Annotated in this window: 19 protein-coding genes; 13 read left to right on the top strand and 6 right to left on the bottom strand. The window is 39.4% G+C overall.

The annotated features are described in order from the left end of the window. Positions 1-21 precede the first annotated feature (21 nt). The 7 genes from RWN13_RS02010 (at position 22) to clpB (ending at position 8,483) form a co-directional block, all read left to right on the top strand. Positions 22-717 (top strand): tRNA (adenine(22)-N(1))-methyltransferase TrmK, encoded by a 696-nt coding sequence (locus RWN13_RS02010; RefSeq protein WP_314059965.1) that lies wholly within the window; start codon positions 22-24, stop codon positions 715-717. Positions 718-783: 66 nt separating this feature from the next. Continuing rightward, the gene (locus tag RWN13_RS02005) at positions 784-1,902 is read left to right on the top strand and encodes a Nif3-like dinuclear metal center hexameric protein (protein WP_314059963.1); all 1,119 of its coding nucleotides are present in this window, start codon (positions 784-786) and stop codon (positions 1,900-1,902) included. 87 nt (positions 1,903-1,989) lie between these two features. Beyond that, positions 1,990-3,228 carry a peptidase T gene (gene pepT, locus RWN13_RS02000; protein WP_314059962.1) on the top strand — a complete coding sequence of 413 codons (1,239 nt, stop codon included), beginning with the start codon at positions 1,990-1,992 and terminating at the stop codon, positions 3,226-3,228. Next, positions 3,228-3,500 carry a DUF1294 domain-containing protein gene (locus RWN13_RS01995; RefSeq protein WP_314059961.1) on the top strand — a complete coding sequence of 91 codons (273 nt, stop codon included), beginning with the start codon at positions 3,228-3,230 and terminating at the stop codon, positions 3,498-3,500. Before pepT ends, RWN13_RS01995 begins: the two co-directional genes overlap by 1 nt. A 128-nt stretch (positions 3,501-3,628) precedes the next feature. Further along, on the top strand, positions 3,629-4,657 hold the full coding sequence (locus RWN13_RS01990; RefSeq protein ID WP_314059960.1) for a lysylphosphatidylglycerol synthase transmembrane domain-containing protein: 1,029 nt from the start codon (positions 3,629-3,631) through the stop codon (positions 4,655-4,657). Between the two features lie 77 nt (positions 4,658-4,734). Next, a complete protein-coding gene (locus RWN13_RS01985) occupies positions 4,735-5,190 on the top strand; it encodes a hypothetical protein (RefSeq protein ID WP_314059958.1) in 456 nt (151 codons plus the stop codon). A gap of 692 nt (positions 5,191-5,882) precedes the next feature. Next, the gene (gene clpB, locus RWN13_RS01980) at positions 5,883-8,483 is read left to right on the top strand and encodes an ATP-dependent chaperone ClpB (protein WP_314059956.1); all 2,601 of its coding nucleotides are present in this window, start codon (positions 5,883-5,885) and stop codon (positions 8,481-8,483) included. Between the two features lie 36 nt (positions 8,484-8,519). On the opposite strand, the gene RWN13_RS01975 is transcribed toward clpB, so the two are convergent. Together RWN13_RS01975 and RWN13_RS01970 are read right to left on the bottom strand one after the other, a co-directional pair. After that, positions 8,520-9,803 carry a PTS transporter subunit EIIC gene (locus tag RWN13_RS01975; protein WP_314059953.1) on the bottom strand — a complete coding sequence of 428 codons (1,284 nt, stop codon included), beginning with the start codon at positions 9,801-9,803 and terminating at the stop codon, positions 8,520-8,522. A gap of 17 nt (positions 9,804-9,820) precedes the next feature. Next, the gene (locus RWN13_RS01970; RefSeq protein WP_314059951.1) at positions 9,821-10,441 is read right to left on the bottom strand and encodes a hypothetical protein; all 621 of its coding nucleotides are present in this window, start codon (positions 10,439-10,441) and stop codon (positions 9,821-9,823) included. Positions 10,442-10,492: 51 nt separating this feature from the next. On the opposite strand from RWN13_RS01970, the gene RWN13_RS01965 reads away from it, so the two are divergent. Next, positions 10,493-11,200 (top strand): SIS domain-containing protein, encoded by a 708-nt coding sequence (locus RWN13_RS01965; RefSeq protein WP_314059949.1) that lies wholly within the window; start codon positions 10,493-10,495, stop codon positions 11,198-11,200. A gap of 240 nt (positions 11,201-11,440) precedes the next feature. On the opposite strand, the gene eis is transcribed toward RWN13_RS01965, so the two are convergent. Next, on the bottom strand, positions 11,441-12,664 hold the full coding sequence (gene eis, locus RWN13_RS01960; RefSeq protein ID WP_314059947.1) for a GNAT family N-acetyltransferase: 1,224 nt from the start codon (positions 12,662-12,664) through the stop codon (positions 11,441-11,443). A gap of 218 nt (positions 12,665-12,882) precedes the next feature. On the opposite strand from eis, the gene lepA reads away from it, so the two are divergent. Further along, on the top strand, positions 12,883-14,718 hold the full coding sequence (lepA, locus tag RWN13_RS01955) for a translation elongation factor 4 (RefSeq protein ID WP_314059945.1): 1,836 nt from the start codon (positions 12,883-12,885) through the stop codon (positions 14,716-14,718). Between the two features lie 638 nt (positions 14,719-15,356). Here the strand turns inward: lepA and RWN13_RS01950 are convergent. Both RWN13_RS01950 and RWN13_RS01945 read right to left on the bottom strand, forming a co-directional pair. Then, entirely contained in the window at positions 15,357-15,656 is a 300-nt protein-coding gene (locus RWN13_RS01950; protein ID WP_399553623.1) for a hypothetical protein, read from the bottom strand. Positions 15,657-15,879: 223 nt separating this feature from the next. Beyond that, positions 15,880-16,335: a hypothetical protein gene (locus RWN13_RS01945; protein ID WP_314059943.1), complete on the bottom strand. Its 456-nt coding sequence runs from the start codon at positions 16,333-16,335 to the stop codon at positions 15,880-15,882. A gap of 258 nt (positions 16,336-16,593) precedes the next feature. Here RWN13_RS01945 and RWN13_RS01940 point away from each other — a divergent pair, with 258 nt between their 5' ends. Further along, positions 16,594-17,706 carry a haloacid dehalogenase-like hydrolase gene (locus RWN13_RS01940; protein WP_314059941.1) on the top strand — a complete coding sequence of 371 codons (1,113 nt, stop codon included), beginning with the start codon at positions 16,594-16,596 and terminating at the stop codon, positions 17,704-17,706. Between the two features lie 35 nt (positions 17,707-17,741). Here the strand turns inward: RWN13_RS01940 and RWN13_RS01935 are convergent, their stop codons facing one another. Next, positions 17,742-18,662, bottom strand: a complete 921-nt coding sequence (locus RWN13_RS01935; RefSeq protein ID WP_314059938.1) for an LPXTG cell wall anchor domain-containing protein — start codon at positions 18,660-18,662, stop codon at positions 17,742-17,744. 353 nt (positions 18,663-19,015) lie between these two features. On the opposite strand from RWN13_RS01935, the gene cysK reads away from it, so the two are divergent. From cysK to RWN13_RS01920, 3 genes are all read left to right on the top strand, one after another. Then, positions 19,016-19,939, top strand: coding sequence for a cysteine synthase A (cysK, locus tag RWN13_RS01930; protein ID WP_314059934.1), 924 nt, complete (start codon positions 19,016-19,018; stop codon positions 19,937-19,939). A gap of 109 nt (positions 19,940-20,048) precedes the next feature. After that, positions 20,049-20,570: a GNAT family protein gene (locus RWN13_RS01925; protein ID WP_314059931.1), complete on the top strand. Its 522-nt coding sequence runs from the start codon at positions 20,049-20,051 to the stop codon at positions 20,568-20,570. A gap of 95 nt (positions 20,571-20,665) precedes the next feature. Continuing rightward, the gene (locus tag RWN13_RS01920; RefSeq protein WP_314059928.1) at positions 20,666-21,097 is read left to right on the top strand and encodes a Fur family transcriptional regulator; all 432 of its coding nucleotides are present in this window, start codon (positions 20,666-20,668) and stop codon (positions 21,095-21,097) included. Positions 21,098-21,695 lie beyond the last annotated feature (598 nt).

Below are 21,695 nucleotides of genomic sequence, written 5' to 3'. Positions count from 1 at the left end.
TAAAGGTGTGGAACGATAATTATGAACGAACAAAAGCTTTCAAAAAGACTTGCTAGTGTTGCCCATTATGTTAGAAAAAACGATCGAGTTGCCGATATAGGCTCCGACCATGCTTATTTACCAGCCTGGCTTGTACTCAATCAACAGATTGAGTACGCTGTGGCAGGTGAGGTGGTTGAGGGGCCTTATCAGGCTGCCCTTAAATTAGTGAAACAACGGAAGTTAGATCAATACATCACCGTTCGTTTGGGCGATGGCCTCGATGCGATTGTGACAGATGATGACATTAGTGCGATTACAATTGCTGGAATGGGAGGCTCTCTAATAAGTGATATCTTGGAGCGAGGGCATCAAAGTGGTCGCTTAAATGGTAAAGAGCGCTTAATTTTACAGCCAAATGTTGGTGAAAAAACATTGCGTACCTGGTTGATGAATCATTCCTATGAGATAATAGCTGAAACACTTGTCATGGAAGACGGCCGTTTTTATGAGATTATCGTGGCTGAAAAAGTGGCTAAGACAGTTAAATATAGTTTAGCGGATTTAACATTTGGCGTCTTTCTTCGGACTGGCTACCCTGATTTATTTAAAGAAAAATGGCAGGCTGATTTATTAAATAGAAAACGAGTGCTTAAGCAACTGGAGCAAGCCAGACAACCACAGCTAGAAAAAATTGCGGAAATGACTCACATGATCAAGTTGATTGAGGCATTATAAGGAAACAAAATCCATGGGCTCCCTAAGTAAAAGGAGAACCCATAAGTAAGAGGGGGAGAGTCAGAAATGAGTATGTTAGGAACTGAGTTTATTCAGCGGTTGGATCAGTATTTCCCGCCTGCTTTAGCAGAGTCAGATGATCCGGTTGGGTTACATATAGGAACGTTGAACAAACAGATTTCGAAAGTGATGATGACCCTAGACGTCAGACCAGAAGTGGTAGCTGAAGCGGTTCGCGAAGAGGTGGATTTAATTGTGGCGAAACATCCTCCCATATTCCGGCCAATTAAACGGCTGACGGTCGATGATCCGCAAAATAAGATGTACAGTGAGCTCATTAAACATGATATCGCTGTTTATGCGATCCACACCAATATGGATATAGTTGAAGATGGCTTAAATGATTGGTTTTGCGAGCTGTTAAAGATAGGTGAAACTGACTTTCTAAAGGTCACTCATGAAGTGCCTTATCTTAAGTTGTCTGTGACTGTGCCGACTGACCATGCTGAATCTGTTAGAGGAGCCTTAGAGAAGGCGGGTGCAGGGCAACAAGGTGATTATGGTGGTTGCAGTTTTTCGATGGCTGGAGAAGGTCGCTTTACACCAGTTGGGAATGCCGAACCTTATCTGGGCAGCTTGAATCAAGGGGAAGTCGTGGCTGAAACAAAGATTGAGGTTATGTTATTGGAGACCCAGCGTCATCAAATTGTGAAAGCCATGTTGGCGGCCCATCCTTATGAAGAACCTGCTTATGATTTGATTTATTTGGCTAATCCCCCTAAACAATTTGGCATAGGTAGAGTAGGCGATTTGGAAGAGGCCTTAACCTTAGTTGAGTTTGTTCAACAAGTTAAAGAGGTTTTCCAATTAGAGGGTCTGCGCTTAATTTCGGACAATCCCGATAAACTGGTTAAACGAGTGGCGATTTGTGGTGGCAGTGGTGAAAAGTTTTTCCGTGATGCCGTTAAAGCCAATGCCGATGTTTATATAACCGGTGATGTTTATTATCATACAGCTCATGATATGATAGCGGAAGGGATATCGGTTATTGATCCTGGTCATCATATTGAAGTCCTGTGTCAAGAACGTTGTCTGACCTTATTTGAGCAGTGGAAACAAGAAAATAATTGGAACATTACCTTTATTGAATCGAAAGAAGACACCAATCCGTTTCGTTATTATTAAATGTGGTAAAGTGGGGCAGCCCCTAAAATATAGAAATGGTTACCTTAGTTATTTGAGGTTACTTTTTCAAAAAAAGGAGATCATCACATGTATAAAAATTTAGTACCTCGTTTTATTCGTTATGTTGAAACAGAAACACGCTCTGATGGAACGAGCACGACAGTTCCATCAACTCAAACGCAAGTTGATTTTGCCCAAACCTTAGTGGCGGAATTAAAAGAAATTGGTCTGTCAGATGTGAATTATAATGAAAAAAATGGCTTTGTAACAGCTGAATTGCCAAGTAATACAGATAAATCAGAAGTTAGAAGTATTGGATTTATTGCCCATATGGACACGGCTGATTTTAATGCAGTAGGCGTGTCGCCTCAGTTTGTAGAAAATTATGATGGCCAATCAGATATTGCTCTAGATAAAGAGGGCAAATTTAAATTGACCCTTAAAGATTTCCCTAACTTAAGTAACTACAAAGGGCAAACGCTGATTACAACCGATGGTTCGACTCTTTTAGGTGCAGATGACAAATCGGGAATTGCTGAAATTATGACCGCTATGGAAATCTTGATTCAAGACCCGTCAATTAAACATGGTAAAATTAAAGTGGCCTTTGGCCCAGATGAAGAAATCGGGACAGGAGCTAATAATTTTGATGCTGAGGGCTTTGATGTTGATTTTGCTTATACGATGGACGGAGGACCAGTGGGAGAGTTACAGTTTGAAACCTTTAGTGCCGCTCAAGCGGACATTACCATTCAAGGAAAAAACGTTCACCCGGGAACTGCCAAAGATACGATGATCAGTGCCTTAGCTTTGGCAATCGAGTTTAACGAAGGGTTACCATCGGATGAAGTCCCTGAAAAAACCAGTGGTTATGAAGGCTTTTTCCATTTGATGGCCATGACTGGTAACGTGGAAGAAGCGACTATGAGTTATATTATTCGCGATCATAATCGTGAAAAATTTGAAGGTCGTAAAGGATTGATTACGGAAATTCAGGAAAAGATTAACAGCCGTTTTGACGAAGAACGGATTAAGATTCATTTATATGATCAATACTACAATATGCGTGATATTATTGAAAAAGATATGAGCATCATCGAATTGGCGAAAGCGGCCATGGTTAAATTAGGGATTGAACCTAACACTGAACCTGTTCGTGGTGGAACTGATGGTTCGAAGATTTCTTATATGGGGATTCCAACACCTAATATTTTTGCTGGTGGCGAAAACATGCACGGTCGTTTTGAGTTTGTAGCAGTTGAAAGCATGGAAAAAGCGACTGATGTTATTGTGGAAATCGCTCGTCTGAATGAGGAGCAAGCATAGTGTTTAGTAGTTCGCCAATTCCTTTTTATTTGGTGTTGGTTAATGGTTATTTATTTTTATTAATGTACATCGGTCGTGGCCAAGATCAAAAAAGTGGTTGGCTAGTTCCAGACTGGCAATACTTACTTTTAGGAATTGTTGGTGGGGGTTTAGGCGGCTTACTTGGTCAATATATGTTTAATCAAAAAAAAGACAAGTTAAGATATAAAATTAGCTTTATTCTCGGTACGATTTTAAGTGTGTTATTATTATTATCGACCTTTGATAGGTAACTATTTAGCTAGTTGTAGAAAGAGTGTGGGCCTGATGACTCACACTCTTTGTATTTGTCTAGGTAGTTTGATGAAAATCTGGTAAAATAGGCTTAATGAATGGTTTAGTAACATGAAGGGGTTTAGTAATGAAGAAACATCCAAAGGGGAAATTATTCTTAAATTTCTTATTGATCAGTGTTATTATCGTAGTCATTTTATTTATTATGAAAAATTCCTTAGGGGACATATTCCATCAAATTGGACGAACAAAGCCTAGTGTGCTAACGGGCGTTACCTTGTTAGGTTTGTTGTTTTTGTGTTTAGAAGGCTATAATTACAGACGGATTGTGGCACCATTTAATTTAAAGCTGACATTTTCGAAAGGTTTTTTTGCTTTTTGCTACCCAGCCTTTTATCGAGTAATTACCTTTGGGGCAGGTACCTTAGTAGCTGAAGTTATGTACTTTCGGCAAAGAGGCTTGACCACATCTCAGAGCATGGGTGTCACGTCAATTCACATGATGTTATATAAACTTGGGGTGATTAGCATGAGTTTAACTGGGTTACTGCTATCATTTCCAATCTTGTTGGCTAAGATGTCGTACATGATTCCAGCTGTTATTATCGGTTTAGCCGTCACTAGTTTAGTTGTGTTTGTGCTTTTTTTAGCCTCGGCCAATCAACGTTTTCATCAGTGGTTAATGACCTTAGCCAATCGCTTTTTTAAGACTGAGAAAGCTCAAAAGCGAATCGCCTCATTTAACGAGCAGATTGAAACTTTGAGAGAAACGGTTCGAGAAATTATGACGGATCGAACGAATGTCATTAAATTAGTCGGAATTAATGTTCTTAAGCTCGTTCCATGGTATGTTATGCCGTACATGATTTTTCAAGATGAACATCAGCTATCACTAGTTTTGACGATGTCCCTTGTAGCCATGGCGTCCGTAGTAGGAGGAATTATTCCAAGTCCTGCGGGAATAGGTTCATTTGATTTTATTTTTGTGTTGTTATTTAGTCCCTTAGTTGGCAGAGTTGACGCGGCTTCAGGGTTATTGTTGTATCGTTTTGGGACCTATGTGTTACCTGTACTGCTTGGTATGCTTTACGTTGCCCGAAACAAAGAACAAGAATTGAAAGAAGAGATTCTTGAATTAAAAGAAACAAAGACATAGAAATATCAGGTATTAGGCAGGATGAGTTTGGCTGAGTGAACGTAGGTCAGGTCATCATATTTTAAGGAGGAATAACTGTGTTATCATTTGAAGAAAAAAAAGCAATATTTGAAAGTTTCCCTGAATTAAGTGCTCAAGCTGTTTCCATGAATCGCTTGAATTACCATTTTGAAGAAAGTGCCGTACCAAAAACAACGGTTGTAAAATACTTACATCCGAAAAGCGGTAATGCCTTTGTTTTTGCTGGCTATTTGCCAAAAGAAGAAACTAAGGATGGTTATGTTTCCGTAATGGAAGGGTCAAAAGAAGAGATCACTAAGTTAGTAGAAGAGGCAATTGCCTATCTGCGCCTAACTGAAGATGGGTACGAAAATGGTTATGAGGAAATTTGGAGTGACAGCAACGGGGATAAATTAACCTTGCAGTATGGTGACTATATGTGGACAGTACTAATGTCCAGCGGTGCGGTTGAAGCTGTCTTTAAGACCAAAGAACAAGCCGAAGGATACTTAATGGATGAAGGTTTTGATTAAGAAAAGGTAGCTTTAGAGGGAGCGTGATGCTGCCTCTTTTTTTGATGACAAGTCTAACTGTTAACTATATATGTATTATTAATTTATTGATTGTAATTGTAATGTGTGACAAGTTGTGAAAAAGGTAATAAAAATAGATCTGATTTTTCGAAAGGATGAGTGATGGGTATACTCACTCTGAATTTAGTTATTTTAAGAGGTTTAAGGTGTATCTACATAAGTTGTTTGAGTTGGTTTTTAGTGTTATAAAATGAGCGGTAGCGTCACTCATTTGTTGAGGGGGTGATTTTTTAGGAGAGCACTTACGTGAGTTAAGAAGTCGATAAAAGGAGTAGGTCTCTCACGAAGAGGTGCAAAAATAATTCTGCTAAAAGAATTTTGGATGATAATGTTTTTAATGGTTTGAGTTTAGGAATGCAGCACTCGATTACGTGTTAAAATAGTATAACGGAAAGCTAGAGGGAATCTCTCTAGTTTTTTTAATAAAAAATAGTCAAATGTTGATGGTTATTCTTTGACCATTACTGACCAATTTGATATAATATGAGTTGTGATGAAGTTAAAGTATTATTACTATTAGAATAATAGGGCTTTGTCAGCACAAGCTTTCAAAATTAACTATGTATTAGTGTTAGTTTTGATAGTCGATTATTATCGTACTATACTAAGCTTTTAAACAGGAGGTCAGAACTATGAATATGGAAAAAATGACAACAACTTTACAAGAGGCGATTGCGGCTGCCCAACAAGTAGCAGTGACACGCCGACATCAAGAAATAGACATTGCTCACTTGTGGAAAATTTTTCTACAACCAGATCATTTTGCGTATCAGTTTTATCAGGAGGCAGGTATTCCGATGGATGCTTTTGTCAGAGAGGTAGATGAAGCGCTGGACAAGTTACCTGTCGTAGAAGGAAATGTTCAATATGGTCAGGGATTGAGTCAAAATCTATTTAACTTATTACAAGAAGCAGATAAATTGCGTGAAGGATTTGGTGACGAGTATTTAGCTACTGAAATCGTCTTATTAGCCTTGATGAAATTAAAAAATTATGTCTTGACTAAATTTTTAACCTCTCAAGGGCTAAAAGAAAAAACGTTGCGTCAAGCTATTGAAGAGTTAAGAGGAGGGGATCGTGTGACGTCCCAAAATCAAGAAGAACAATATAAAGCTCTAGAGAAATACGGCATCGATTTAAATAAAGCTGTTAAGAGTGGCAAACAGGATCCAATTATTGGGCGTGACGAAGAAATCCGTGATGTCGTTCGGATTTTATCTCGTAAAACAAAAAACAATCCCGTTTTAATTGGTGAACCTGGGGTTGGTAAAACAGCGATCATTGAAGGGTTAGCTCAACGGATTGTTAGAAAAGATGTGCCTGAAAATCTTAAAGATAAAACGATTTTTTCTTTGGATATGGGCGCCCTAATAGCCGGGGCTAAATTCCGTGGTGAATTTGAAGAGCGATTAAAAGCGGTCTTAAAAGAAGTTAAGAAGAGTGATGGTCGAATTATTCTCTTCATCGATGAGATTCATAACATTGTCGGCGCAGGGAAAACTGAAGGCAGCATGGATGCCGGGAATTTATTGAAACCGATGTTGGCTCGTGGTGAGTTGCATTGTATTGGTGCTACTACATTAGATGAATATCAACAGTATATGGAAAAAGATAAAGCATTGGAACGTCGTTTCCAACGGGTATTGGTCAAAGAACCGACAGTTGAAGACACGATTTCCATCTTACGTGGCTTAAAAGAACGGTTTGAAATTCACCATGGCGTGAACATTCATGATAATGCTTTAGTGGCGGCGGCTACCTTGTCTAACCGCTACATTACTGATCGTTATTTGCCAGATAAGGCCATCGATTTGGTGGATGAAGCCTGCGCAACCATTCGGGTGGAAATGAACTCCATGCCAACAGAATTGGATCAAGTGACACGCCGGTTGATGCAGTTGGAAATTGAAGAAGCTGCTCTGAAGAAAGAACATGATGATGCCAGCAAAAAACGTCTGGAAGTTCTTCAAGAAGAATTAGCTGAACTTAGAGAAGAAACCAATGCCATGAAGATGCGTTGGGAAACTGAAAAAGAAGAAGTCAATAAAGTCAGCATGAAACGTGAAGAGTTAGATAATGCTCGACATGCGTTGGAAGAGGCTGAAAATAATTACGATTTAGAACAAGCGGCTGTCTTGCGTCATGGCACTATCCCTAAATTAGAAATTGAATTAAAAGAATTGGAAGCCAAAAATGAAGCCTCAGAAAACCGTCTTGTACAAGAAGCGGTCACAGATAATGAGATTTCATTAGTTGTGGGGCGGATGACGGGGATACCAGTTACCCGTTTAGTTGAAGGAGAACGTGATAAAATTTTACGTTTGAATGAGACCTTACACCAACGGGTTATTGGTCAGGAAGAAGCTGTCGATGCTGTATCAGATGCGGTCATTCGCTCTCGGGCTGGCTTACAAGATCCAAATCGTCCTTTAGGGTCCTTCCTGTTCTTGGGACCAACGGGTGTTGGTAAAACAGAATTAGCCAAAGCTTTGGCAGAAAACTTATTTGATTCTGAAGAACATATGGTGAGGATTGACATGAGTGAGTACATGGAAAAACACAGTGTTTCTCGTTTAGTTGGAGCTCCTCCAGGTTATATTGGCTATGAAGAAGGCGGTCAATTGACGGAAGCTGTTCGTCGCAGTCCCTACACGATTGTCTTGTTGGATGAAATTGAAAAAGCTCATCCCGACGTCTTTAATATTTTGTTACAAGTTTTGGACGATGGTCGTTTAACCGATTCTAAAGGGCGGATTGTGGACTTTAAGAATACTGTTTTAATTATGACCAGTAATATTGGGTCACAGCTATTGCTTGAAGGGGTGTCTGAAGATGGACATATTCCAGAAGAAACAAATGAGCAAGTGATGCGGATGTTGCAAGCTCATTTTAAACCAGAATTTTTAAATAGGATAGATGATACGATTCTCTTTACACCATTGAGTTTAGCTGATGTAAAGAATATCATTGTGAAGATGACTCGCGACTTGTCTACTCGTCTAGCTGATCAGGACATTGAATTGAGCATTTCTGAATCTGCAAAAGCGTGGATTGCGGAAAATGCCTATGATCCGATTTACGGGGCTCGTCCAATCAAACGGTTCATCACCCGTGAAGTGGAGACACCATTAGCAAAAGAAATTGTTTCTGGTCGTGTCGGACCGAAGAGTCAAGTGACGGTTACCGTCGTTGATGAACAGCTAGTCTTTGAAACTAAAGCAATGGAAGAGTAAAAAAAAGCGATCTTAGGATCGCTTTTTTTTGCTTGATTAATTAAGATTTTTTTCATAGACTTTAAAGAATGGGTAATACACAGCAGCATTAATCGCGATTAATCCACACCAGAAAACCACATTACGCCAATCCATTGTGGCTAAATAAGCCTGAGCGAAAAAGGGGGTAAAAGAAGGGTCCACAAGGTATCCCATAGAAATAAGGCCTGTCAGTTGAGCGTAATAGGTTAATATCAGATTAATGATCGGATTAAGTAAAAAGGGGATTGCCAAAATCGGATTGAAAACAATAGGCATGCCAAAAATTATCGGTTCGTTGATACCACAAATACCAGGGACTAGAGAAAGTCGCCCGAGAGTTTTAATCTGAGCCTTTTTACTCCATAACATCCAAACTAGCAGTCCCAGTGTGGCTCCAGCTCCGCCGAAAATTGAAATGCGAAACATCTGTAAATTCATGGCGATAGTGGGATCTTTTCCTAATGAGACCAAATCACCATTTAATCCGGTATTGGCAATGCCGATCGAAAATAAAATTGGAAAAACAATGGATGAACCATTGACTCCGAAAAGCCAAAGAAGATTGCCAAATGTCACAATGGCGATAAAGCCCCACAAGTTACCAGCAATATCTAATGCTGGTGTCAGAACACTCATGATAAATTCCGGTAGAATTTTGCCGGTCAGAGCGATAATGATTAAATTTAATCCATGAAAAATCACAATATTGATTAGCAGTGGCAATAAAGAATTAATAAAGGTTGTGACAGCCGGTGGAACTGAATCAGGCATCGATATTTTCCAGTTGAATCGTTCGATTAAGCGGGCCACTTCTACCACTAATAGAGAAATAATGATGGCGATGAAAAGGCCGTTAGAGCCAAGGTATTCCATGGGGATTTGTCCATCTTGACTATTGGCAGCTACTAAAATAAAGACAGACATGGAGATGATACCATTCATGGCTGGATTAAGTTTGTATTCTTGAGCCAGTGAGTAAGCAATCCCGAATGCGCAGATGATGCCAAAAATACCCATGGTCATATTGTAAGGAGCTGTGATTTGGTCGTAATTTTCTATGGCAAACTCTTTCCAAGTAGCTAAAAATCGAAGGATAAAACCAGCCGTATTAGGGTTGTACAAGTCCATATTAATTGGTGGGTTGGCGATGATTAAAAAAAGGGACCCAACGACGATAAAAGGTAAACCAAACATCATACCGCTGGAAATCGACTTCAAGTGAACTTGATTTCCTAGCTTAGTACCAATAGGTGATAGAACATGATCGAGCTTTTCCAACAAAGTTTTTTTTTGAGTCATTTGTCTCTTCTCCTTACCTAAATTTGCCATGAATTAAAGTTAAAGGCACTTTCAACGACCTTCTTGGGATCGTAGGTTTCCAAGATTTTAGCATAGGCTTCTTTGTAGCCATTATCGACTGGCATTTCTGGAATGACTTTACTGGCCTCATTAAGAAAGTGAAAAGAATCTCGACCCATGGCTTGACCGCGAACAGTGTGTTTATCTAAGGCGAAATCTGGTATTTCTGGAACGTATCCCATGGCGAAGCTTTTGATCACGATGTTTTTCAACAAGTCGGTGGAGCGATCTTTTTCAGATTCTGCTAGCAGACGGATGGCATGGAAAATATACATGGCTCGATCCGATTCGTTATAGGCGAATTCTTTGCGCATTTGATTGAGACTATTGATAATCGGTGCAGCTTGGATATTTCCCATGCCAATATCTTCCACAGAAATAGCTAAAAGACGACGCCATAATTTTTCTTCAAACTGGGGTGAGGTGATATACATTTCATAAGCGAACTCGCAAGCTTCTTTTGTTAAGCCACGGCGAATGGATTTTTGTAAGCCGGAAACGACTTCATCCCCTTGTAAGCCGTTTCGAGTGATGACTCGGGCCCATGGATCTTCAATATAATCGTGTGTGTTAGTCATTATTTTTCCTCATTTCTAAAAATGTGATATGATATTCCAGAGGTGAAAAGCATGAATATTAGTACATTAATCAATAAATATCGCTTAAACAAAACGGAACAAACTATTTTATTGTTTCTGCAGGAAAATTTGTCAGAAACAAAAGACCTGGGGATACGTGGGGTTGCCAAACAGTGTTTCACTTCCCCTGCCACCATTGTTAATTTAGCGAAAAAGATGAACTACTCTGGCTATACAGAGCTGGTCTTTAAAATTAAGGAGGGAATGGGGCAGAATGATTCACCTGAAAATTCTCAAGTTAGTGTTACTGACTATCCCGCTTATCAAGAAAGATTTAGTGTGTTGTTAAGTCGTTACCGCCAAGCCAACATCATGATACTGGCATCAGGGTTTTCTCAAATCATTTCCAATTATGTCAATGAAAGTTTGATCATCCATGGCTTTCGCAGTATCAGTAATTCTCATTTAGAATTACTGGAACCAGATTTTTTGAAGGAAACATTAGTCCTGACCATTTCGGAATCGGGAGAGACGACGTCTTTAAAAGAAATTATTTTACGGGCTCAAGGGAATGGAATCGATGTCATTAGTTTTACCGGTAATCCTCAATCGACGATTGCTAAAGCCTCTTCTTTAGCGATTCAGATTAAAACTGCTAATCAATTTTCTAGTGAACAGCACGCTCCTCATTTGTTTTATGGCAATACTTTAAATATGTTTGAACTGTTGTTAAGCGCCTATCTGAGAACAATGCCTTGATAATTGCTGATGACCGATTAAGTTGCTCATGGGTTTCTGGAATCCATATGGCACATAATAGCAGTTTTTTTCGTGAGTGTGTTGATTTTCACTGCAAATTGAACAGGTTCACGAATGAAAAAACATGTTCAAGGTTAATTGTTTGTTTTTTGCGGATGGTAACGGTTATTTTTTTTTATAAACAAATAAACTCTTTTAGAGGCGAATGATGAACCGTCGTCTCTAAAAGAGTAAGTTGTTTTAGAAATAATCGCTGAAGTAAGCAGTTTCGTTTGGAATGATTCGTTCCAATGAACGAATGGTTTCTTTGTCAGCATCAATTCGGTCGATATTGTGAAGGTAAGTTGGTCGTTTATAGCTCATAAACATGGTGGAGAGAGTTTGAATATCCAAGTTGACTGGTTTGCCAATTGGCTCATTTGTTATGGTCACTTGATCATCTTCATCCCAGATTAGGCCGAAGACGCCGTTATTCCATGTGGCTACTGGGTCTTTTACAACAAAGTGGAAAGGTTTGACAGTGCTGTCAAACGGATACCGTTGCAGAAATTCTTTAACATCAACGATTCTGGCCATGAAGAAGGGGGAAATCGTTTCTTTCATTTCGCTGTCTTCAAAGAGAAAGGCGATGGGTTCATTTCGATAAACTTCTCCCTCCACATAATTAATCATGGAAAAATGAGCAGAGATAAAATTCCACAACCCAATCCGCGCTTCTTGATTAAGGTAGATCATTTCTTTGATATGGAAGACCTCTTCGGCAATCCAGTATAGGCAGTACCCTGTTGGCTGATTTTCAGCATTGTAGTAAACGGCAGCAATCCGTTCCTCTTCATTTTCCCAACGCCAGTATTCGTCCCAGTTTAGCGCGGTACGAATCATGGCGCCATGGTTTTTACGGGCAAATTGATCGTAGACGGCCATGACATCAGGATGATTGTTTTCCAGTCGTTCTACGGATCCTGAGACCGGTACTTGTTTGGGGAGTTGGGAATCTTTGACTCTAAAGGTCATCATGTCCGACATGATTTCCCAACCTTTGCGGCGGTAATAAGGAATGCTATATGGATATAAATAAGAAATCCACTGACCTTTTGCTCGCATTTTTTCAAGTGCCAGTTCGATTAAATCTTGCATTAAGCCTAGACTAGCATATTCCGGATAGGTGCCCACACCCGTAATCCCGCCCATGGCATAAATTTCACCATGAATGTTGACTTCACAAGGATAGATGGCTAATTGGGAAACTAAGGTATCATTATCATCGAACCAACCGATGACATCGGCTGATTTTAAAACTGGGCGTTTGGCTTTGGCAACTTCACTGCCATCTTCATAGCCACTTTCTTCAATATCTGAATCTGTTACTTGGAAGACATATCGTAGTAATTCATTAAATTGTGTTAAATGTTTGACTTCGACTGGTTTGATTGTCAGTCGATCACGTATTCGCTCTCGATTCATGTTATTCCCTCACTTATAGTTAATACGATGGAAAAGCTTTATAGAATAATCCATTAAGCATTCAGTATACTTTCTCATTATACCAAATTATCTGCTAATAGTGGAAAAATATGATGGTGAGGATCGGAGTCTGGTCTCTTGAGTTGAAAAGACTTTTCAAGTGGCCTAAAGATTGCTATAATCAAGAGTGCTGATTGAATAGAAAGTAGGAATATATAATGAATTTAGAAGAAATGAAGAAAAGACAGGAAAAAATTCGCAATTTCTCGATAATTGCGCATATTGACCATGGTAAGTCCACCTTGGCCGATCGGATTTTGCAAAAAACCGAAACGGTTTCTGACCGAGAAATGCAAGATCAACTGCTTGACTCCATGGATTTGGAAAGAGAACGTGGTATTACGATTAAATTAAATGCAGTTGAGTTAACATATACTGCCAGAGATGGCGAAGAGTATATCTTCCATTTGATCGATACGCCTGGTCATGTGGATTTCACTTATGAAGTGTCTCGCAGTTTGGCAGCCTGTGAAGGAGCAATTCTAGTGGTGGACGCAGCTCAAGGGATTGAAGCTCAAACGTTGGCCAACGTTTATTTAGCAATTGACAATGAATTGGAAATTATTCCAGTGATTAATAAAATTGACTTGCCGGCAGCTGATCCGGAAAAAGTTCGTAAAGAAATTGAAGATGTAGTGGGGATTGATGCTAGTGATGCGGTTCTTGCTAGTGCTAAAGCGGGGATTGGAATCGAGGACATTCTGGAACAAATCGTTGAATTAGTTCCGGCGCCAATGGGTGATATTGAGGCACCTCTTAAAGCTTTGATATTTGATTCTATTTACGATACGTATCGTGGGGTAATCTTAAACGTTAGAATCATGGATGGGATGGTTAAACCTGGCGATGAGATCATGATGATGCAAAGCGGTAAAAAGTTTGAAGTTATCGATGTAGGTGTTTTTTCACCGAAAGGTATTTCTCGTGACCGTTTAATGGTTGGCGATGTTGGTTATATCACGGCAGGAATCAAGACAGTTAAAGATACCCAAGTGGGAGACACGATTACCCTTGCCAACAATCCGGCTGATGAAGCATTGTTTGGATACCGTCGCATGAATCCCATGGTATTCTGTGGCTTGTACCCAATTGACACTTCAAAGTATAATGAATTGCGCGAGGCTTTGGAAAAGTTGCAATTGAATGATTCAGCCTTGGACTTTGAACCGGAAACCTCTCAAGCCTTAGGTTTTGGTTTCCGTTGTGGATTCTTGGGGTTATTGCATATGGACGTCGTTCAAGAGCGTTTAGAGCGCGAATTCAATTTGGAATTGATCACAACAGCACCCTCAGTTATCTATCATGTTAATAAGACAGACGGGACGCAAGTTGTGGTTGATAATCCAGCGGAATTCCCGGAACCAGGTGTGATTGATTCCGTAGAAGAGCCTTACGTAAAAGCCTCTATTATGGTGCCAAATGATTATGTTGGAGCTGTGATGGAATTGTCCCAGCGTAAACGTGGTGATTTTGTGACAATGGATTACTTAGATGATTACCGTGTCAATGTGGTCTATGAGTTGCCTTTGTCAGAAATTGTGTTTGATTTCTTTGATCGTCTAAAGTCTAGTACCAAAGGATACGCTTCATTGGATTATGAAATTACCGGTTACAAATCAAGTCGCCTATCGAAGATGGATATTTTATTGAATGGCGAAACAGTGGATGCCTTGAGCTTTATTGTCCATAAAGATTTTGCTTTTGAGCGTGGCAAAGCGATTGTTGAGAAATTAAAAAAATTAATTCCTCGACAACAATTTGAAGTGCCGGTTCAAGCGGCTATTGGTCAAAAAATTGTGGCTCGTTCCGATATTAAAGCATTGCGTAAAAATGTCTTGGCGAAATGTTATGGTGGGGATATTTCTCGTAAACGCAAGTTACTTGAGAAACAAAAAGATGGTAAGAAACGTATGAAACAAATTGGTTCTGTAGAAGTTCCTCAAGAAGCCTTCATGGCTGTTTTGAAAATGGACGAGGACGATAACAAGAAGTAGCAAGGGTTTTGATTTATTGGAAAAAAATAATGAGATTCTTAAATTTCCCTCGGCTGTCAGCTGCTGGGAAATTTTTTTTATTTAATTCTTTTTTTTTGATCGTAAGTTTCACTTATGAGAAGCTAATTCATTGTTAAAAGTCGATTATTATGACCTCAGAAAAAGTATGGTATTGTTATTTTATATGGATTGCTGAATTTGAGAAGAGGAGAGGGAGCTGGATCATGAAGTAAAAAGTAATAGTGATTATGGTGGTTGTAGTGATTTTTTAGGGGTCCTGTCATGTGAAAGAAGAGACAACGGCATTCATCTCGGAAAACCTTTGGTATTGAGATGAAATTTGTCTACACTCATAAAGGGGATAGACTGTTATCCCAAATGCGAAAAGGATCATCCTTTATGAGTCTATTGGGGTAAGGACAGAAGATGGTGTAAGAACTCACCTGCATCAAGTCTCTGAACAGGATCAAGGGATTAAAGAAAAGTAGAGGAGTGGGGGGGACATCCTAAGCATGCAGTTAGGGACGAATTTTTAGATAGATAAATACCATCAAATCACGTAAGTGAATTCCTTGTTTTGGTGGTATTTCTATGATTTTTTTTTTTAAAAGAGCGTGATTTGGCATTGATGTTTCGGGTTATTCACCATGATAAACAGCTTCAATATGATAGCCATCTGGATCATAAACAAATGGTCCATGATAATTTGGATGATACTGAGAGCGTAAGCCGGGTGCTGCGTTATGAGTTCCGCCAGCGACACCAGAATCATGCTGTAATTCACAATCGAGAGTGACTGAAACGGTTTGATAAAAAGCTTTACTTTTTTCAAAACTGCTGACATTGATACCAAAGTGATCAATCATTGTTGTGCCAATCCGTCTCTCTATTTTAATATAAGAATGTTCGTTCGTGTGGTCGAGACGGATGGCTAACAAAAAGAGCCTCGAAGGTTATACCTAGGGGCTCTTTGTCACTTAATAGGAAAATATCTAACTTTCTCTATATCATAGTTTGGATCTAGCTTCATGAGACATCACTACGCTTCAATCGCAACAAATTTTAAGTGGTGCCGTTGTTCTAGCATTTTAATGCGTAGAAACAACGGACAACGTAATAAAGCAATAAGAGCAACAGCAACGCCTCGTGCAGCTTATCTTATTATTTAAGTCGTTTCCAAATGACGGGGTTGCTTGGTTGTGTGTCATTGGTGGCATTTAAATTAGGAATTGACAGAGTGTCAGAGTCAATTAGTTCTAATTCCATGTTCGGTTTTTGGCCCAAATTATACAAAATAAAGATAGATTTATCGATTTTGACATGTTTGGCAGGATAAACTAGGTTATCCTCATCTGTTTGAATGATGGCGATATCTTCCTTGGTTGTTTTAAAGGTCAAGGGGAATTTATTTGCGGTGTCACTCTGCTGAACCCAGGTACCATCTAATTGTGTCACGAATGTCTCCTGATCTTTTGTAAAGTACTGATCTTTTTCCGGTATGGCGTCAATAATTTTATTACCGACAGACCCTCCCACGGCCATTAGAACAATATTTCCTAAATAACCGACTAATACTAGGCCAATGATTACGCCGATTCCAATAAGTGCTTTTTTCATGAATACTTTCTCCTTTTTCCTGTGGGCTTGATTTTCTTATGAGTCACAAGACTTGTTGCGAAAAGCTACCTAATTGAGTATAACAAAAAAAGAAAGTCTTTGATAATTTAGTGCCCTGAAGGATAGTGGTGCAGTCGTGTAATTATTTGGTAAAGTTGACAGAAATCAAACAAAGATAGTGACAAAACTTTACATTAAAGCTCTGTCATAAGCAAGTGAGCCTTGTTATACTAGAGTAAAAGAGAGGATGAGGGCGTGTTGAGAAAAGGCAATTGGGAAGAGTCAATCTATCGTAAATTATGTAAATTAATTGATCAGCAGCAAAATCAACAGCAGTATGTCGTTTTTGATTGGGACAATACATGCATTATCAATGATATCGGTGAAGCGGTTTTTAATTATCAGTTAAAGGAGTTAAGCTTTGAGTTGAATCCCGAGGAATTAGCCGAGGTTTTAGTTAAGGGAATTCCCAGTGACTCGTTTAAGACCTGGAATAACCTAGAGGGAAAGGCTTTAAATGTGGAGCTTTTGGCCGCAGATATAGTCGCAAGTTACAGGCTGTTATATCAGGCTAGTCGTAGGGAGGGAGAACGCTCAGTTGATGTAACAGGGACTGCGGCTTATCAGGAGTTTATCACGAAAATGCGATTTTTATACGATGCCATTGGTGACTCTTTTTCAGCGGACGTTAGTTATCCGTGGGTGACTTACTTCTTAGCTGGTAAAACAGCCAAGGAGATTCATGATTTGGTGGAAGCAACCCTAGCAGAGGAGCTGACAAGGTCCTTATCCTATGAGACATGGGAGAGCCCTGAGGCATACGGTAGTCAAAGTGGTCAAGTTAGCATTCGATTTAAAAGAGGGATTCGATTGATTCCAGAAATGCAAGAACTGATGGCAGAATTGACTGAGAAAGGTATCAGAGTTTACATTGTCTCTGCTTCTAATCGAGAAGTTATTTTACCTTTTGCAACGAGTCGAAAATTTGGCTATGGTTTAGCTACTGAAGATGTTTATGGAATGCGTCTAAAGCAACAAGGTGGGCGAATGCTACCAGAGTTGGATGACGAATTTGCTCAAACACAGGGGGTGGGAAAAACCCTGACCATTAAGGAACTGATTGCAAGCCGCCATCAAAATAGTGGCCCGATTATGGTAGCAGGGGACAGTGATGGTGATGTCTCCATGTTGTCTGATTTTCCTGACACTGAATTAGCCATAATCATTGACCGTCATAAAAAGGGGAAGATTGGCGAACTTGTGGAAATCGGCCGTTCAGAAGATTCAGAACAGCGCTATTTTGTTCAGGGGCGCGATGAAGTAACGGGTGCGTATCTAAATAAGCAAGTATCCCGAGTGCTAAAATTCTAAAAAAGGTGCCTGACTAAGTCAGGCACCAGAAATGGTTAGTTGCGACGTTTGTAAACGATAATTCCAATGGCCAGAAGAATAATTGCCCCCCCAACTAAACCATACTTGGCAATAGCTTCACCGGTTTGTGGGAGTTTATCGCGATCGTTTTTTACTTTTTCGGCTTTATCTTGTAAACTTGTTATTTTTTCAGGCTCGGTTTCGTTTTTGGAGACGTCATTTGCCACGACATCAAAATCGATGATGTCACTATAATTACCTTTTAAATCAAGGACAATGATTTGTATTCGATTGGGCGTCGTTTTGTATTGACGAGCCACGATGCCGTCTTCGTGAGTGTAGATTTCAGCAGTTCCTTTATCGGTATCTGCTGTAACATATGCCACACAACTTGGGTCAGTTTTAAATGAGAGTAGATTCTTTTCGGAATCAAATTTAATATCAGTGACTTTAATAGTCGCTTCATTGTTTTTAGTCAGGAAGGTATAAGTGTATTTAATTGTTTCATCCTGATCGGTGACGATTAACAAATTAACCTTGGTTAATCCAGCTTTATCCATAGCTGGCGGAGTATCAATGAAGGAAATGTTTTTTATTTTGAATGATTCAATTCCTTCGATAATCGGTCTGAAGTCTTCCGCTGTTACGGGCGTCCCTTTTGTGAATTTGCCATAACTGGAATCGTCCTGACCATCCAACGAACGAATTTCAGGTAGATTAGTGGCAGTTGATTCAGCAGTGGATGCCGTTGTATCGCTGGTTGTCGACTCGGTTGTCGTGTCGCTCGTTGTGTGACTTGTATTGGATGTTGACTCAGCAGTTGATTGTGTAGTTCTTGTTTCTTCTGTAGGAATCACTTGGCTTGAACTGCTAGTGTCATCAGCAAAAGATTGCCTTGGCAAAGTTAGGCATAGTGTTGCGACGAGACAGGCTGTTATGATCAGCTTTCTATTCACGGGAGTCACTCCCCTTTCTTCCGAGGTATTAATGTTGCAGTAACCTTGTTGTAACAATTGTAACATGTCTTTCTGGAATTACAACTAAAATTATTCGAAGAAATAACAACTTAAGTTTTATATAATCTTTTATTGATATAAATCCCAATAATCAGAGGTTTTTAGTGGTAATCTTCCTTATTTTAGGTTAGTATGTCTAATAACAGCGATTTGCTAGATCAGGTAAGGAGATGGATGACATGGGAATTAATCGTTTATCAGCCATTTTTCCTCGTTCGATTGTCGGATGTTAATGCTTAGTTGGGCGTTCTAACGAGTAATGGATTAACTATCAGATATGGAGGAAACTAAAAATGACTAAAATTGTAAACTCAGTAGTAGACTTAATCGGCAATACCCCTATCGTGAAATTGAATCATATCGTGCCAACTGGCAGTGCAGATGTTTATGTGAAGCTAGAGTTTTTTAATCCAGGCGGTAGTGTGAAAGACCGGATTGCTTTAGCGATGATTGAAGTGGCGGAAAAAGATGGGCGATTAAAGCCTGGCTTTACGATTGTGGAACCAACAAGTGGTAATACTGGTGTTGGGTTAGCGATGGTTGCCTCTGCTAAAGGTTACAGAACAGTGATTGTGATGCCTGATACTATGAGTGTGGAACGTCAAAAAATCATGAAAGCATATGGTGCTGAATTAATTTTGACTCCAGGAGCACAAGGGATGAAAGGGGCTATCGCGAAAGCTACCGAGTTAGCGGAACAGGATGACTTCTTTATGCCTTTGCAATTTGATAATCCAGCAAATGCCCAAATCCATGAGGAAACGACGGGTCAGGAAATTTTAGCAGCTTTTGCTGATACACCGTTAGATGCTTTTGTTGCTGGTGTCGGTACAGGTGGAACAGTAACTGGGGTAAGTCATGTGCTAAAAGTGGCTCATCCAGAAACGAAGATTTATGCAGTTGAACCTGAAGAGTCTCAAGTACTTCAAGGTAAAGAACACCATCCTCATAAAATTCAAGGAATTGGCGCCGGTTTTGTGCCAAATGTTTTAGATACGAATGCTTATGACCAAGTAATTTCGGTTTCCAGCGAAGAGGCTATTTTAACAGGTCGTAAAGTTGCAGAAAACGAAGGCTTACTTGTTGGTATTTCTTCTGGAGCTGCCATTAAAGTCGCTTTGGATATTGCGAAAGAATTAGGGGCAGGTAAAAAAGTACTAGCCATCGTTCCGGATAATGGCGAACGCTATTTATCAACTGCTTTATACGAAAAATAAGCCACTTCTAACTAGTTATGTGCTAAACTAAAAGAGCAGTGCCTAATAGCCTGTTCTTTTTTAGCCGTTGTCTTAAATAATGGGTGATTTGAAAGTGGGAGGGGACAGGATGATTGAATTACGACCGATTACTAAATCGGAATTAAGAGATTTGTGGAAGATTAGCTACCGAGGGGAACATCCTGTCTGGGTTAATTATGACGCACCATTTTTACATGACTATCACCCCTTATCTTTTGAGCGATTTGAATTGACAGAAAGTGACTTCTTTCTTTCTCCACAAGTAAATGGCCTATATATAGAAGGAAAAATCTCTGGCGCAGTTAATTACTACTGGGTGGATGAAGAAACTCGCTGGTTAGAAGTGGGGATCGCCATCTTTGAAGAGACCAATTGGGGGAAGGGGTACGCCACTGCAGCTTTAAGGTTATGGGTGGATCGCCTATTTTACCAAGAACCTCTAATTCAGAGGATAGGTTTGACTACTTGGTCTGGGAATCCTGGTATGGCCAAAGTAGCAAATAAGCTTAATTTTCAATTAGAGGGACGACTCCGAGGCGTCCGTTATTATCAAGGCACGTACTACGATGCCTTACATTTTGGCTGCCTTCGATCAGAATGGTCTTCTTAAGTAGTTGAGAATCATTGTTAGTTAGGAATAGTTCCTTGAAATAAGGCCAATTAAATAGTATGATAGTAGTAATAACAGGAAATGGAGGGAACGCTATGGCTCATTCAAAAGTAGAAGAGGCGATTAATCGCTTGAAGGCATCTGATATTCGGATTACACCTCAGCGTTATGCCATCTTAGAGTATTTAATTGAAAGTCACACCCATCCAACTGCCGATGAAATATACAAATCACTAGTTGTACGTTTTCCGAGTATGAGTGTGGCAACCGTTTATAACAACTTGCGTCTATTTACAAAAATAGGTTTTGTGCAAGAGATGGCTTATGGCGATGCTTCAAGTCGTTTTGATTTCAGCTCGCAACGACATTATCATGCGATTTGCGAAAGCTGTGGCAAAATAGTTGATACGTATTATCCAGGTCTTGAAGATGTGGAGGCTGCTACGGAGCAATTGACAGGGTTTAAAATCAATGAACACCGTATGGAGCTTTATGGTGTTTGTCCAGACTGTCAAAACAAACAATAATGCTTATGACAATAAAAGTTAGACTGTTCTTTTGTTAAAAGAGAATGGTCTTTTTTCGACTAATTTTAGAGTTAAGGTGATTGGTTAGTTACAAAATGGCGTGCAGCTCATACGTACGAACTATTTTAGAAGAGGGATAAGGAATTTATCTTAAAATAATTGAACAGTATCAGTAAAAAGTTAAGACGAACAACTAGTTAAAGTAAACAAAAAGAGTTTGTTATTTTAATTTGTCATTAGAACCCATTTATCTCTTAAAGGTCAGAGCCAAATAATCATCGGCGTAAAGGGAGTTAAATTGCAAGGATTACGAAGGAAAAAGTCGATTTCAAATTCATTATTCGCATTTGCATTTTTTTGTCAAAAAACTGATAATAATAGTTGCAATTTCCTCTGAGACTTGGTATATTATTACATGTCGCTGAGATGTGACCAACAAGAAAAACAAAATAAAACTTCTTGAAAAAAGTTGTTGACAACGTCAACTATGTTATGTTATTCTTATGAAGTTGTCGCATGGAGAAGTAAATTACTTCCACTGAGAAAAAACTTTTGAAAAATAATAAAAAAGTTGTTGACAAAGACAACTAAACATGTT

The organism is uncultured Vagococcus sp., assembly GCF_963518325.1.
Lineage (GTDB): Bacteria > Bacillota > Bacilli > Lactobacillales > Vagococcaceae > Vagococcus_D.
This window is presented reverse-complemented; position numbering and strand designations above follow the sequence as displayed.

Bases quoted from the DNA above. Each gene is read 5' to 3' on its own strand.
- RWN13_RS02005 (WP_314059963.1), top strand. From the start codon at position 784: ATGAGTATGTTAGGAACTGAGTTTATTCAGCGGTTGGATCAGTATTTC.
- clpB (WP_314059956.1), top strand. From the start codon at position 5,883: ATGAATATGGAAAAAATGACAACAACTTTACAAGAGGCGATTGCGGCT.
- RWN13_RS02010 (WP_314059965.1), top strand. From the start codon at position 22: ATGAACGAACAAAAGCTTTCAAAAAGACTTGCTAGTGTTGCCCATTAT.
- RWN13_RS01925 (WP_314059931.1), top strand. From the start codon at position 20,049: ATGATTGAATTACGACCGATTACTAAATCGGAATTAAGAGATTTGTGG.
- lepA (WP_314059945.1), top strand. From the start codon at position 12,883: ATGAATTTAGAAGAAATGAAGAAAAGACAGGAAAAAATTCGCAATTTC.
- RWN13_RS01920 (WP_314059928.1), top strand. From the start codon at position 20,666: ATGGCTCATTCAAAAGTAGAAGAGGCGATTAATCGCTTGAAGGCATCT.
- eis (WP_314059947.1), bottom strand. From the start codon at position 12,664: ATGAATCGAGAGCGAATACGTGATCGACTGACAATCAAACCAGTCGAA.
- RWN13_RS01975 (WP_314059953.1), bottom strand. From the start codon at position 9,803: ATGACTCAAAAAAAAACTTTGTTGGAAAAGCTCGATCATGTTCTATCA.
- pepT (WP_314059962.1), top strand. From the start codon at position 1,990: ATGTATAAAAATTTAGTACCTCGTTTTATTCGTTATGTTGAAACAGAA.
- cysK (WP_314059934.1), top strand. From the start codon at position 19,016: ATGACTAAAATTGTAAACTCAGTAGTAGACTTAATCGGCAATACCCCT.
- RWN13_RS01945 (WP_314059943.1), bottom strand. From the start codon at position 16,335: ATGAAAAAAGCACTTATTGGAATCGGCGTAATCATTGGCCTAGTATTA.
- RWN13_RS01990 (WP_314059960.1), top strand. From the start codon at position 3,629: ATGAAGAAACATCCAAAGGGGAAATTATTCTTAAATTTCTTATTGATC.
- RWN13_RS01970 (WP_314059951.1), bottom strand. From the start codon at position 10,441: ATGACTAACACACACGATTATATTGAAGATCCATGGGCCCGAGTCATC.
- RWN13_RS01965 (WP_314059949.1), top strand. From the start codon at position 10,493: ATGAATATTAGTACATTAATCAATAAATATCGCTTAAACAAAACGGAA.